General features: G+C 66.5%; 9 protein-coding genes. 7 read left to right on the top strand and 2 right to left on the bottom strand.

The window, feature by feature from the left end; genetic code table 11:
• Positions 1-6 precede the first annotated feature (6 nt).
• Positions 7-1,674, top strand: coding sequence for a DNA repair protein RecN (gene recN, locus L0U84_RS02390; RefSeq protein WP_233847343.1), 1,668 nt, complete (start codon positions 7-9; stop codon positions 1,672-1,674).
• Between the two features lie 193 nt (positions 1,675-1,867).
• On the opposite strand, the gene glnE is transcribed toward recN, so the two are convergent.
• On the bottom strand, positions 1,868-4,663 hold the full coding sequence (gene glnE, locus L0U84_RS02385) for a bifunctional [glutamate--ammonia ligase]-adenylyl-L-tyrosine phosphorylase/[glutamate--ammonia-ligase] adenylyltransferase (protein WP_233847335.1): 2,796 nt from the start codon (positions 4,661-4,663) through the stop codon (positions 1,868-1,870).
• A 263-nt stretch (positions 4,664-4,926) separates the two neighbouring features.
• Between glnE and L0U84_RS02380 the strand changes: the two genes are divergently transcribed.
• The 3 genes from L0U84_RS02380 to tldD all read left to right on the top strand — a co-directional run bounded on the left by L0U84_RS02380 (position 4,927) and on the right by tldD (position 11,806).
• Positions 4,927-9,177, top strand: a complete 4,251-nt coding sequence (locus L0U84_RS02380) for a YhdP family phospholipid transporter (RefSeq protein WP_233847333.1) — start codon at positions 4,927-4,929, stop codon at positions 9,175-9,177.
• A gap of 210 nt (positions 9,178-9,387) precedes the next feature.
• Positions 9,388-10,251 (top strand): carbon-nitrogen hydrolase family protein, encoded by an 864-nt coding sequence (locus L0U84_RS02375; RefSeq protein WP_233847331.1) that lies wholly within the window; start codon positions 9,388-9,390, stop codon positions 10,249-10,251.
• Between the two features lie 88 nt (positions 10,252-10,339).
• The gene (tldD, locus tag L0U84_RS02370; protein WP_233847329.1) at positions 10,340-11,806 is read left to right on the top strand and encodes a metalloprotease TldD; all 1,467 of its coding nucleotides are present in this window, start codon (positions 10,340-10,342) and stop codon (positions 11,804-11,806) included.
• A 110-nt stretch (positions 11,807-11,916) separates the two neighbouring features.
• Here tldD and L0U84_RS02365 read toward each other — a convergent pair whose 3' ends face one another.
• Positions 11,917-12,087, bottom strand: a complete 171-nt coding sequence (locus L0U84_RS02365; protein ID WP_168991410.1) for a hypothetical protein — start codon at positions 12,085-12,087, stop codon at positions 11,917-11,919.
• Between the two features lie 59 nt (positions 12,088-12,146).
• Between L0U84_RS02365 and aroG the strand changes: the two genes are divergently transcribed.
• From aroG to L0U84_RS02350, 3 genes are all read left to right on the top strand, one after another.
• Positions 12,147-13,220 carry a 3-deoxy-7-phosphoheptulonate synthase AroG gene (gene aroG / locus L0U84_RS02360; RefSeq protein WP_233847314.1) on the top strand — a complete coding sequence of 358 codons (1,074 nt, stop codon included), beginning with the start codon at positions 12,147-12,149 and terminating at the stop codon, positions 13,218-13,220.
• 204 nt (positions 13,221-13,424) lie between these two features.
• Positions 13,425-13,769 (top strand): type II toxin-antitoxin system RelE/ParE family toxin, encoded by a 345-nt coding sequence (locus L0U84_RS02355; RefSeq protein WP_233847312.1) that lies wholly within the window; start codon positions 13,425-13,427, stop codon positions 13,767-13,769.
• Positions 13,766-14,098, top strand: a complete 333-nt coding sequence (locus L0U84_RS02350) for a helix-turn-helix domain-containing protein (protein ID WP_233847310.1) — start codon at positions 13,766-13,768, stop codon at positions 14,096-14,098. The genes L0U84_RS02355 and L0U84_RS02350 overlap by 4 nt, the downstream gene beginning before the upstream one ends.
• Positions 14,099-14,152 lie beyond the last annotated feature (54 nt).

The following is a 14,152-nucleotide window of genomic DNA, read 5'->3' as shown; positions in this document are numbered from 1 at the left end:
ACCTCCATGCTTCGCCACCTCTCGATACGCGACTTCGTCATCGTCGCCGCGCTCGACCTCGAATTCGACAGCGGCTTTACCGTTTTCTCGGGCGAAACCGGCGCCGGCAAATCGATCCTGATCGACGCGCTCGCGCTCGCGCTGGGCGCGCGCGCCGAGGCGAGCGTCGTGCGCACCGGCGAGAGCCGCGCCGACATCACCGCGGAGTTCGAAACGCACGCGCAGGTCGATCAATGGCTCGACGCGCAGGCGCTCGGCGCCGCGAACGACGGCCAGCACGGCGACACCGTGATGCTGCGGCGGGTGGTCGACGCGAACGGCCGCTCGCGCGCGTTCATCAACGGCACGGCGGCCACGCTCGCGCAGCTGCGCGAGGTCGGCGAAATGCTCGTCGATATTCACGGTCAGCACGCGCACCAGCTGCTGATGCGCCCGGACGCGCAGCGCGAGCTGTTCGACACACACGCGGGCCTGTCCGAGATGGCCGCGGCAGTGACGCGCGGGTGGCGCACGTGGCGCGACAAGGCGCAGGCGGTCGAGCACGCGCAAACGCGCGATCGCGAGCTGCAACTCGAACGCGAGCGACTCGCGTGGCAACTCACCGAACTCGACAAGCTCGCACCGCAGCCGGGCGAATGGGAAGAGGTCAACACCGAGCATCGGCGGCTGTCGCATTCCGCGAATCTGATCGACGGCGTGCAGGGTGCGCTCGGCGCGCTGTCCGAATCGGACGACGCGATGATCACGCATCTCGGCTCGATCGTGTCGAAGGTGCGCGACCTCGCGGAGATCGACCCGGCGCTGAACGACGTGCTCGCCGCGCTCGAGCCGGCCGAAATCCAGTTGCAGGAAGCGGCCTATTCGCTGAGCCATTACGCGCAGAAGCTCGAACTCGATCCTGAGCGGCTCGCGCAGGTCGAAAAGCGCCTCGACGCGCTGCACTCGGCCGCGCGCAAATTCCGTCTGCAGCCGGAGACGCTGCCGGAAGAACACGAAGCGCGACGCAAGCAGTTGGCCGCGCTCGACGCCGCCGCCGACCTCGAGGGCCTCCGCGCCGCCGAGGCGCAAGCGAAGGAAGTGTTCGTCGCCGAGGCGAAAAAACTGTCGAAGGCACGCGCGAAAGCAGGCAAGGCGCTCGGCGAGGCGGTCACGACCGGCATGCAGGAACTGTCGATGAAAGGCGGCAGCTTCGAAGTCGCGCTGGTGCCGCTGCCCGAAGGCGGCGCGCATGGGCTCGAGCAGATCGAGTTTCGCGTGGCCGGCCACGCCGGGGTGCCGCTGCGGCCGCTCGCGAAGGTTGCGTCGGGCGGCGAGCTCGCGCGTATCAGCCTCGCGCTCGCGGTGATCGCAAGCGCGGCGAGCCCCACACCGACGCTGATCTTCGACGAAGTGGATACTGGCATCGGCGGCGGCGTGGCCGAAGTGGTCGGGCGGCTATTGCATCAGCTCGGTGAGGCGCGCCAGGTGTTGTGCGTGACCCACCTGCCGCAGGTCGCTGCGCGCGGCGATCATCATTTCCAGGTCGCAAAGATGAGCAATGGCAGCGGCGGCACGCTGAGCAGCGTGACTTCGCTCGACAAGTCGAGCCGCATCGAGGAAGTCGCGCGCATGCTCGGCGGCCTCGAAATCACGGCGACCACGCGCAGGCATGCGAAGGAAATGCTGGCTGCCTAGCTTCACGCGTGACTCGGGTTCACGCGGCGCCTCCGTTTACGCTTCGCCAGGATTCACGTTTCGCTCAGGCAAGTGCGTCGCCTCTGTTCGCGCCGCGCTTTACCTTCTGCATACCCCGATTCGAGCCGGCCGGGATGTCACACCGATCCCGGCCAGGCCTGATGAGTGCGCGAGGCGAGATGCCTCGGCGCCCTTACCCGAACACCCTCTTCCACAACGCCAGCACCGCCTCGCGCTCGGTCGCGACCAGCGCCGGGTCGACCCGCGCCTTCTCCATCCCGTCGAGCCGCAGCGTGTGCTGCAGCTTGCGATACCGCCGATACGCGGCGCCCACCGTCTCCGCTTCCGCCTCGCTCATCAGCCCGAAACGCGACACCTCACGCAGCAGCGCGATATTGCCGGTGTTGCGGATCAGCTCGGGATCGCGTGCCGCATGCAGCAGCACCCAGTACTGCACGGTGAACTCGATATCGACCATGCCGCCGCGGTCGTGCTTCAGATCGAACAGCGCCGGCGTATGGTTCGGGTGTCCCGCTTCGACACGCGCGCGCATCTCGACGATCTCCTTCGCGAGCGGCGTCGCTTCGCGCGGCGTCGTCAGCACCTGTTCACGAATCGCCTCGAACTTCGCGCCGATCCCGGCATCGCCAGCGCAGTAGCGCGCCCGCGTCAGCGCCTGATGCTCCCATACCCACGCGGTGTTCGCCGCGTCGCCCTCGCGTAGCTGGTAGCGGCGAAACGCGTCGAGATCGGTGACGAGCAGGCCCGACTCGCCGTTCGGCCGCAGCCGCAGATCGATGTCGAACAGCGTGCCGGCGCCGGTCGCGGTGGTGAGCCACGTGATCAGACGCCGCGTGAAGGTTGCGTAGACGTCGGCGGCGGCATCGTCGGGATCGTCGTACAGGAAGATCAGGTCGAGGTCCGACGCGTAGCCGAGCTCCTTGCCGCCGAGCTTGCCGTACGCGATCACCGCGAAGCGCGGCACCTCGCGGTGACGTTTGGCCAACTGGTTCCACACGGCTTCGATCGTCACGTCGAGCACCGCGTCGGCGAGTTCGGATAGTCGGTCGCTGACGTGCTCGACGGACAGCTTGCCGGCCAGGTCGATCAGCAGAATGCGAAACACCTCGGCCTGATGCGCGTGACGCAGCAGATCCATCTGCTGCTCGATGCCGTCGGCGGCGGCGAGCCGCAAACGCAACGTACGCTTGAATTCAGGCCAGTCGAACGGGCTGTTGATCGCCTCGACGTCGAGCAGCTCGTCGAGCAGTTGCGGATGGCGAATCAGATAGCCGGCTGCCCAGCGCGAGCCGCCCAGCACGGACAGCACCTGATGCAGCGCCTGCGGATACTCGGTCAGAAGCGCCAGATACGCGCCGCGCCGGCTCACCGCTTCGAGCAGATCGAACAGGCGCGCGACCGTATCGCCGCGCCGCCCGGCCGGCTCCAGCGTGCGCGCGGCTTCGAGCGCGCGCTGCGCGACGATGTCGAAGCGCTGCCGGCTGCGCTCGTTCAGACCGGTGTAGCGCGACGAGCGCCACACCGCCTGCAGCCGCGCCAGCAGTTCGCCGGGCTCGGCCACCCCCAGTTCGACGAGGCGCGCGCGCAGCGCGTCGTCGGCGCTATCGTCGGCGAGCGCGCTGCTCCACACCCACGCGGCCGCGCCGTCCTCGGGCGCGCCGCAGCCGTCGCGGCCACCCACCTTGTCGGCGAAAATCTGGTCGAACTGCTGTTCGACGAACTCGCGATGCGCGTCGAGCTTCGTCATCAATTGCGCGTAGTCGTCGCAACCCATCGCGAGCGCGAGTGCCATGCGCTCTCCGGCATCGACGGGCATCGCGTGGGTCTGCGCGTCGTTGCGATACTGCAGACGATGCTCGAGCTCACGCAGAAAGCGATACGCCTGCGACAGCTTCACGCACACCGACGGGTCCAGCAGCCCATGCGTGGCCGCGTGGCGCAGCACCGCGAGCGTCGGCCGCACGCGAAAGCCGGCGTCCTGGCCGCCGCGGATCAGCTGGAACACCTGCGCGCTGAATTCGATTTCACGGATGCCGCCACGGCCGAGCTTGATGTCGTCGGCCTTGTCGGGGCGCATCGACGCGCGGCGTTGCGCCTCCTGGCGGATCTGCAGATGCAGCGCGCGGATCGCGCTGATCACGCCGAAGTCCAGATAGCGTCGATAGACGAACGGCGTGACGATCGCGTCGAGCTGCTTCTGCAGCCGCTGCGCCGACCCGCTCGCGCCTTCGGACACGAGCCGGCCCTTGATCCACGCGTAGCGCTCCCACTCGCGGCCCTGCACGTAGAAATACTCTTCGAGCATGCTGAGGCTGCAGACGAGCGGCCCCGAATCGCCGTTCGGCCGCAGACGCATGTCGACGCGAAACACATAACCGTCGGCGGTGACTTCGGCGAGCGCGCCGATCAGACGCTTGCCGAGACGCGTGAAGAACTCCTGGGTCGCGAGCGGCGAGCGCTGGCCGCCGGCGGTCTCGCCGTCGTCCTCGTAGACGAAGATCAGGTCGATATCCGACGACACGTTCAGCTCGCGTCCGCCGAGCTTGCCCATGCCGACCACGCCGAGCGTGAGCCGTTCGCCCTGCGGGCCGCGCGGCTCGCCATACAGCGCTTCGAGCTCGGCGCTCAGCACCGTCAGCGCGCGCTGGATCGTGGTTTCCGCGAGATCGGTCATCGCGCCGGTGACTTCGGCGATGTCGGCTTCGCCGGCCAGGTCGCGCTCCATCACCGCGCAGAAGACTTCGGTGCGCAGCTGGCGCAGCGCACGCTTGAGCGCATCTTCATTAACCGGCGCACCGGCCGCGCCCGCCGCCTCGGCGCACAGCGCGTCGAGACGCGCATCGATGCGCTCGCGCGTCAGCGGTTCGTCGGCCAGCGCGCTGACATGCGCGACCAGTTGCGGGCGGGCCGCGGCGGCGCGCGCGGCATAGTGCGAATAGTTGGAACTCAGGAGGGTGGCGTCAGTCATCAAAAATCTGGCTCGCTCGTTGCTTGATCGAATTTGTCCGGCGGTATTCTGACGGTGTCCGGGCGTCGTTCCGGGGTCTTTGTCGTGTGCTCGGTTGCGCAATCGGCATGCTACGGCAAGCGTGCCGAACCCCGTGCCGGACAGCCTCGCCAATCCCCGTCACGGGCCGTCGGACAGGGTTTGCAGGAGGTCCGCCGACGCTTTCCCGTGTGATACATTTCGTCGTTAACTCGCAAAACTACCATACGCCCAGCCGCCGCAGCATGTCCGAGCGAAACGAATCCGCCGACCCGCAAGCTCCATCGCAGGTCCGGCATGTGAGCGGAAGCGACCACCTCGTGCTGCGTCGGACCTTGCGCGTGCTCGCCGCACTCGCGCTCGTCCTCTATTTCATCGCGGGCGGCCTGTTTCTGGGTTTGCGCTATGTGGTGCTGCCGCGCATCGACATGTTCCGCCCGCGCATCGAAGCCGCGGTCTCCGACAAGCTGCACACCCAGTTCACCATCGGCCGGCTCGCACCGCACTGGAGCGGCTTCCAGCCTGGGCTGGATGTCACGAACCTCGTCATCCGCGATCACGACGGCCAACCCGCTCTGACGATTCCGCACGCCACCGCGACGGTGTCGTGGCGCTCGCTGTGGGAGTTTCATCCCGCGCTGTCGAGCCTGATCGTCGATCAGCCGGACGTGCTGGTGTCGCGCAGTGACGACGGCGTGCTGTCGGTCGCCGGCGTGCCGGTGCCGACGCGCCATAGCGGCAACGACGCGCTGTCCACCTGGCTGTTGCGTCAGCAGGCGATCGTCGTGCGCGGCGGCGTGCTGCGCTGGCGCGACGCGACGCGCCACGAACCCGAACTGGCGCTGCGCGACATCCGCATCGCGATCCTCAATGACGGCCGCGACCACCGCATGGCGCTGCAGGCGCCGCCCGACGGCCGGGTGCTGAAAGGCCCGCTCGACTTCCGCACGTACTTCCGCCACGCGCCGCTCTCCGAGATCGGCAAGCCGATCAACTGGAGCGGCCAGGTGTACATATCGACGGGCACGGTCGATCTGCCGACGCTCGCGCGCTACGTCCAATTCCCGATCGAGACGTTCGCCGGCCGCATCGACAATGCAATCTGGATCGACTTCAGCGAAGGCCGCATGACCCAGGCGACCGGCCAGTTGAGCGGCAACGACGTCGCGATGCGTGTGCGCCCGACCCAGCCGAAGCTGCTCGTGCCGATCGCCAACTTTCTGTGGCGCGTCGACGCAGACGAAGGCGAGTACCAGCTGCACCTGTCGGACATGCGCGCCGAGCTCGGCCAGCCGGCGCTCGACGACGGCACGCCGCTCACACGCATCCTGCGCTTCCGGACCCTCGACAGCCGCTACCGGACCGCGTCACAGCAGCATGGGCAGCTACTGAGCGTCAGCGGGGATCGCATCGATCTCGGCATCCTCGCCGAATTCAGCCGCGCACTGCCGTTGCCGCGGCACTTTCTGAACGAACTCGTGCGCATCAATCCGCGCGGGCTCGTCGCCGACTACGTGATCGAGGTCGAGCGCGGCAAGCCGGAATCCGGTGAAGTGGGCAGCGACCATCGGCCGACGGGCGCGGAACCGATCGAGCGCTATCGCTTCAAGGGCGATCTGCAGGGCATCAGCTTCGCCGCCCAGGAGCCGGGGCCGGGTCTCACGCCGCGCGGCCACCCGCGCGCCGGCGTTCCCGGCATCGAAAACCTGTGGGGCAACGTCGACGCCGACGAAAAAGGCGGCCACGTGAACCTCGATACGTCCAACGTGGCGATCACGCTGCCGGGCGTGTTCGACGATCCGCGTCTCACGATCGCGCGCCTGCACGGCCGCGCCGACTGGACCATGGGCACGAAGTCACCGGGTGACACGCGTCCCGCGTTCGCGGTCAAGCTGAACGATTTCCGCGTGTCTAACCCCGACGTCGACGCGACCGCGACCGCGAGCTACAGCAATCCCGGCCACGGCCGCGGCGCGCTCGACCTGAAAGCCGACTTCCAGCGCGCGCAGGTGACGCGCATCGCCCGCTATCTGCCGACCGCGGTCAGCGAAAAGCTGCGCATTTACCTGGGCCACGGCTTGCAGGCCGGCGTGTCGCGGGGCGGCACGATCGAAATCCATGGCGACCTGACCAAGTTCCCCTATGCGCGCGACCCCGACGCCGGCATCTTCCACATCGTCGCGCCGTTCACCGGCGGCAAGTTCGATCCGACGCCGTTCCCGCCGCGCAACATGCGCAACGGCACGCCAAACGTTTGGCCGCCGCTCGACGGCATCGACGGCGTGTTCGAGCTGAAGCAGAACGTGCTGCGCTTCGACATCGACCGCGGACGCTACAAGCGATTCGCGCTGACTAACGTGAACGGCCGCATCGACGACCTCGGCACCAAAGCCTCGAACCTGACCATCCAGGGCAACGGCCGCGGCCCGCTCGCCGACATGCTCGATTACGTGAACGGCAGCTCACTCGGCATCATGGCGCGGCATCAGACCGAAAAGATTCGCGCGGAAGGGCCGGCGTCGCTCGCGTTGAAGCTGACGATCCCGCGTACGCCTATGCCGCATGTCGGCGTGGAAGGCGCGCTCGGCTTCCAGAACAATCGCCTGAGCGTGAGCAATGCGCCGCCGCTGTCGCAACTGAACGGCCGGGTGCGCTTCACCGAACACACGGCCCAGGTGGACCGGCTCTCCGGACAGTTCCTCGGCGGCGACGTGCATGCGAACGGCGGCTTGCGGCAAGACGGCACATACGCGCTCGCGCTCGACGGCCACGTCGCCGTCGATGCCGCGCGCGAGCTGCATCTGCATGGCCCGACCGCACAGGTGCTCGCGCATATGAGCGGCAGCGCGCCGTATGCGCTGAACGTCACCGGCGCGAAGGGCCGCCTGCCGGAAGTCAGCGCCAACTCTGATCTGCGCGGCCTCGGGCTCGATTTTCCAGCGCCGTTCAAAAAGCAGGCCGGCACGCCGATGCCGCTGCACTTCTCGGTCAATCCGTCGACGCTGCCGGGCGAAGCCGGCCTCGAACGCGCCGACCTGACGTTCGGGCCGGTCGCCGCGGCGTATCTGCTGCGCTATCAGCCAAACGCGCAGCCGCGTACGCCACCGACCGTCGTGCGCGGCGCGATCGGCGTGAACCGGCCGGCCGACCTGCCGTCCGAGGGCGTGGTCGCCGCGGTCGACATCAAGGAGTTCAATGCCGACGCCTGGCGCGCGCTCGCCGCGCAACTGCGCGCGAGCGCGGCTGCGGAGAATGGCGTGAACGGCGGCAGCACCTCCAGCAGCGCCGCCAGCGCGAGCAGCGCGGCCGCCCCCGCCGCCGCGCCGAATCCCACGCTCACGCAGTTCCTGCCGAATCGCTTCGCGCTGCACATCGACATGCTGACGCTGCTCAAGCGCCACTGGGACAACGTGATCGTCGGCGCGTCGCACACGGACCGCATGTGGCAGGCGAACATCGCGTCGAACCAGGTGTCCGGCCACGTATCGTGGCTGCCGGGGGCGACCCGCGAGTCGCCGGGCGAGCTGCAGGCGCGCTTTGCGCGCGTCGTGATTCCATCGGTCGAGGACCAGGACCTGCTCGGCCCGGCGATGTCGGCGCCCGCGCTGAACATGCCGTCGATCGATCTGGTCGTGAACGAGCTGATCGTGCGCGATCGCAACGTCGGCCGGCTCGAAGTCATTGCGCACAACTACGACGAGAACGGCGTGCCGGTCTGGCAGCTCGACAAGCTCGACGTGACGAACCCCACCGCGACGCTGACGGCGACCGCGAACTGGCGCACCTCGACCGAGCTGCCCACCTCGGCCGACGAGGCCACGCCGCGTCGCACCGTGTTCGACTTCAAGCTCGACATCAAGGACGCCGGCGCGATGCTCGAGCGCTTCGGTCTGCCGAAGACCCTCAAAAGCGGCAGCGGCTCGGTCTCGGGCAAAGCCGTGTGGCAAGGCGGCCCGACCACGATCGACTATTCGACGCTGAACGGCAACCTCGCGCTCGATCTGCGCCACGGTCAGATCCTGAAGGTCGATCCGGGTGTCGCGACACTGCTCGGCGTGCTGAGCCTGCAAAGCCTCGCGCGCATCGCCACGCTCAATTTCCGCGACGTGATCGGCGAGGGCCTGCCGTTCTCGAGCGTGACGGGTACCGCGCAGATTCACGACGGCATCGCCCGCACCGAGAACTTCAGGATGGTGACCGCGCCGGCGCGCGTCGAAATGGTGGGCTCGGTCGACATCGCGCAAAAGACCCAGGACATGCACCTGCACGTGGTGCCGACCATCAGCGCCGGCTCCGCGGTGATCGCCGCGACCGTCGTCAATCCGCTGATCGGCCTCGGCGCGCTGGTCGCCGATATCGCGTTCTCGCAAGGGGTGTCGCACGTATTCGCGCGCGAGTATTCGATCACCGGCTCGTGGTCGAAACCGCACGTCGAGCGGGTGACGACTGAAGGGGGTAAGATTGACGTTCCGGCTTCGACCGTGGAAGCGCACTGAGTTTTGCCGCCTGGATGAGTCCGGCGGCGCTAACCAAAAGGTCCGTCCGATTCGGCCCGCTTTCTCCGGCGTCGCGCTCCGAACCATTCAGCCAGCCAACGAGGAAGCTGCGCGGACCCAGTGCGTCGACAGCAGCCGAGCCAGCCCAGAACCATGCATGCGGTGCCCGCGCTCCACAGCGCCGGCCGCCGGGAGTCTTCCGACACGTTCATGAGCGAAACACACGTCACTTCATCGGCATCCCCCGCAACGTCCAGCGGCCCTGTGGCCAGCCCCTTCCGGGTCGCCGCGCTGCAGATGGTCAGCACGCCGGATCGCGATCGCAATCTCGCCGACGCGGAGCGCCTGATCGCCGAAGCCGCCGCCGACGGCGCGCAACTCGTGCTGCTACCCGAGTATTTTTGCTTCATGGGCTTCAAGGACACCGACAAGCTCGCCGTGCGCGAGCCGTATCAGGACGGTCCGATCCAGCGCTTTCTTGCCGACGCTGCGCGCCGTCACCGAGTCTGGGTGATCGGCGGCACCCTGCCGCTCATGGCGCCGGAGGCGTCGCGCGTACTGAACACGACCCTCGTGTTCGACCCACTCGGCAACGAAGCCGCACGCTACGACAAGATCCACCTGTTCAACTTCGAAAAAGGCGATGAATCGTTCGACGAAGCGCGCACGATCCGCCCCGGCACCGCGGTGCAAGGCTTCGACGCGCCATTCGGGCGGGTCGGCCTGTCGGTCTGCTACGATTTGCGCTTTCCCGAGCTGTACCGGCGCATGGGCGACTGCGCGCTGATCGTCGTGCCGTCCGCGTTCACTTACACGACCGGCCGCGCGCATTGGGAACTGCTGCTGCGCACCCGCGCGATCGAAAACCAGTGCTACGTGCTCGCCGCGGCGCAAGGCGGCAAACATGAAAACGGCCGCCGCACCTGGGGCCACAGCATGCTGATCGACCCGTGGGGCGAGATCGTCGCGGTGCGCGACGAGGGCGCTGGCGTGGTCGCGGGCAACCTCGAACGCGCGCGCATCGACGAAGTGCGGCAGAGCCTGCCGGCATGGCGTCATCGCGTGCTGACCTGAAAACCGACATTGAAACTGCGGCGCCTGCCACGCATATACCCACGCAGGCGCTCCCCGACCCCTTCGTATCGAGCAGAACATACTTCGCATGAACATCATCGAACCCGGTATCCGTAATCTCGCCGCCGCCAAGGACATCCTCCTCACGCCCTATGGTCTCGACGAGTCGCTGCTCACGCGCACGCTCGCCGAAATCTTCACGCACCGCGTTGACTACGCGGACCTGTACTTCCAGGCCACCCGCAGCGAAGCGTGGAGTCTCGAAGAAGGCATCGTGAAGTCGGGCAGCTTCAGCATCGATCAGGGCGTCGGCGTGCGCGCCGTGTCGGGCGAGCGCACCGCGTTCGCGTACTCGGACGATCTGTCGCCCGAAGCGATCCGCCAGGCGGCCATCGCCACGCGCGCGATCGCCAAGGCCGGCGGTGGCAAGCAGAAGATCAAGGTGGCGTCGTCGCTGACCGGCATCGCCGGGCGCGACCTGTACCTGCCGTCCGACCCGCTGCATTCGCTCGACGCCACCGCGAAGGTCAAGCTGCTCGAGCGCATCGAGCAGATGGCGCGCGGCCGCGACCCGCGCATCCAGCAAGTCATGGCGGGCCTCGCCGGCGAATACGACGTGGTGCTCGTCGCGCGCAGCGACGGCGGCTTCGCGGCCGACATCCGGCCGCTCGTGCGGGTATCGGTCACCGTGATCGCCGAGCAGAACGGCCGCCGCGAAATCGGCAGCGGCGGCGGTGGCGGGCGTTTCGACTACGGCTATTTCACCGATGAAGTGCTGTCGCGCTACGTCGACGACGCGGTACACGCGGCCCTCGTCAATCTCGACGCGCGTCCGGCGCCGGCCGGCGCGATGACCGTCGTGCTCGGCCCGGGCTGGCCCGGCGTGCTGCTGCACGAGGCGATCGGCCACGGGCTCGAGGGCGACTTCAACCGCAAGGGCTCGTCGGCATTCGCGGGACGCATCGGCGAGCAGGTCGCCGCGAAGGGCGTCACCGTGGTCGACGACGGCACGCTGCCGAACCGTCGCGGCTCGCTCAATATCGACGACGAAGGCAATCCGACCCAGTGCACGACGCTGATCGAGGACGGCATCCTGAAGGGCTACATCCAGGACACGCTCAACGCGCGTCTGATGAAGATGCCGGTCACCGGCAACGCGCGGCGCGAATCATACGCGGCGCTGCCGATGCCGCGCATGACCAACACGTACATGCTCAACGGCGACAAGGACCCGCAGGAAATCCTCGCATCCGTGAAGAACGGCCTGTATGCGGTGAACTTCGGCGGCGGTCAGGTCGACATCACGAACGGCAAGTTCGTGTTCTCGGCCTCCGAGGCGTACATGATCGAGAACGGCAAGATCACGTATCCGGTGAAGGGCGCGACGCTGATCGGCAGCGGCCCGGAATCGCTGAAGTACGTCACGATGATCGGCAACGACATGAAGCTCGATTCGGGCGTCGGCGTGTGCGGCAAGGAAGGCCAGAGCGTGCCGGTGGGCGTCGGTCAGCCGACGCTGCGCATCGAGCGGATGACGGTCGGCGGCACGGCCTGATTTCGCGAAGAATGCACGCTTCGTGCACGCAAAGCGCGAAGCGTGCGGAAATTCCGCATTTTTCGACGTCCCGGCTTGTCAGCCGAGCCCGTACCGGGTTATAAAGTCACTCACCCTTTTTTGACCAGCGACGCATTCACTTCGCCATGTCCGCCAAGTTTTATTTTTACTTTTTTTGGTATCTCAGACCGCTGGCGGATCGAGAGGGGTGTTAGTGCACGCAGGACACCAAGAATTCCCGAAAAACCGCCAGCCAGCCTGGCGGTTTTTTTTCGTCTCACGTTTTTCGAACCCTATCTGACCCGCGCGAACACGCTACGAACCGATTCAGGAGAACAACATGCCCCCGCACAATACCGACGATGTCCGCATCCGCGAATTGAAGGAACTCACGCCGCCCGCTCACCTGATCCGCGAATTCGCCTGCGACGAGACGGTGTCCAACGTGATCTACGACTCGCGCACCGCGATGCATCGCATTCTGCACGGCATGGACGACCGTCTGATCGTCGTGATCGGCCCGTGCTCGATTCACGATCCGAAGGCCGCGATCGAATACGCAGGGCGTCTGATCGAGCAGCGCAAGCGCTTTGCCGGCGAACTCGAAGTCGTGATGCGCGTGTACTTCGAAAAGCCGCGCACGACGGTGGGCTGGAAGGGTCTCATCAACGACCCGCACATGGACAACAGCTTCAAGATCAACGAAGGCCTGCGCACCGCGCGCGAGCTGCTGCTGCGCATCAACGAACTCGGTCTGCCGGCCGGCACCGAGTACCTCGACATGATCAGCCCGCAGTACATCGCGGATCTGATCTCGTGGGGTGCGATCGGCGCGCGCACGACCGAATCGCAGGTGCACCGCGAGCTGGCTTCGGGACTCTCGTGCCCGGTCGGCTTCAAGAACGGCACGGACGGCAACGTGAAGATCGCCGTCGACGCGATCAAGGCCGCCTCGCAGCCGCACCATTTCCTGTCGGTCACGAAGGGCGGCCACTCGGCGATCGTCTCGACCGCGGGCAATGAGGACTGCCACGTGATTCTGCGCGGCGGCAAAACGCCGAACTACGACGCCGACAGCGTCAACGCGGCCTGCGCGGACATCGGCAAGGCGGGTCTCGCCGCGCGTCTGATGATCGATGCGAGCCATGCGAACAGCTCGAAGAAGCACGAGAACCAGATTCCGGTGTGCGCGGACATCGGCCGTCAGATCGCCGCGGGTGATGAGCGGATCGTCGGCGTGATGGTGGAGTCGCACCTCGTCGCGGGTCGCCAGGATCTGCAGGAAGGCCGCGAACTTACTTACGGCCAGAGCGTTACCGATGCGTGCATCGGCTGGGACGAAAGCGTCGCCGTGCTCGAAGGCCTCGCCGAAGCGGTCAGGCAGCGCCGCATCGCGCGCGGCAGCGGCAACTGAACGCCTGCCCCGCCGCCACTGCGGCGGCTTGTCTGCAGTCCGTAGAAAAAACCCGGTTCGATCTTGAACCGGGTTTTTTTATTGGCCATTCGGATGAATGGTACTGAGCCTGCCGCCTCGCTATCGTCATAGCTCGTTGCCTGGTCGCTTGCGCGACTTGACCGGGTTGGAGAATGCGTATAAGATTTTATACATGAGGTGGCGATGGAGCAGGAAAAAGAAATCCGCTGGTTAGGCTCCAGCTACCGCGATTTGCTCGCTTTTCCCGACGAAGCGCGTCGTCTCGCCGGGTTTCAGCTTCACAAGATTCAGTCAGGACTCGATCCCGACGACTGGAAACCATTCGACTCGATCGGCGCGGGAACGCGCGAAATCCGCATCAGAGACGAGGAAGGAGTTTTTCGCGTGATGTACGTGACCAAATACGCCGAAGCGCTATACGTACTGCACTGCTTTCAGAAGAAAACACAGAAGCTCGGCCCGCACGACAGAAAAATTGCCGAAGCGCGCTACCGCGCCATCACCCATTACAGGACCATCCAGCCATGACGATCGACACCAACATCCGTCACGTAACGCGAGCCGGCGCGAACGTGTTCCTCGAACTCGGTTTCTCCGCCGAAGAAGCCAGGCGCCTTCACGCAGCGTCGCAAAAGCAGATCAACGACACGCGGCTGCTCAAGGAACAGCTGATGACCGAGCTGTCCACGTGGATCGAACAGCATCATCTGAAGCAGGCCGAGGCGGCCGAAATTCTGATGGTGTCGCGCCCGCGCGTGTCCGACGTCGTCAACAAGAAAACCACCAAGTTCACGATCGACACGCTCGTGGAAATGCTGAGCCGCATCGGCAAGCCGGTCACGCTCGCCGTCGGTTGAACGTCGGCTCATACGAAGCACCGCGCGTGTCTATACGCGCATGGGCGTCGCCAT

The sequence above is a fragment of the Paraburkholderia sp. HD33-4 genome, assembly GCF_021390635.1.
GTDB lineage: Bacteria > Pseudomonadota > Gammaproteobacteria > Burkholderiales > Burkholderiaceae > Paraburkholderia.
This window is presented reverse-complemented; position numbering and strand designations above follow the sequence as displayed.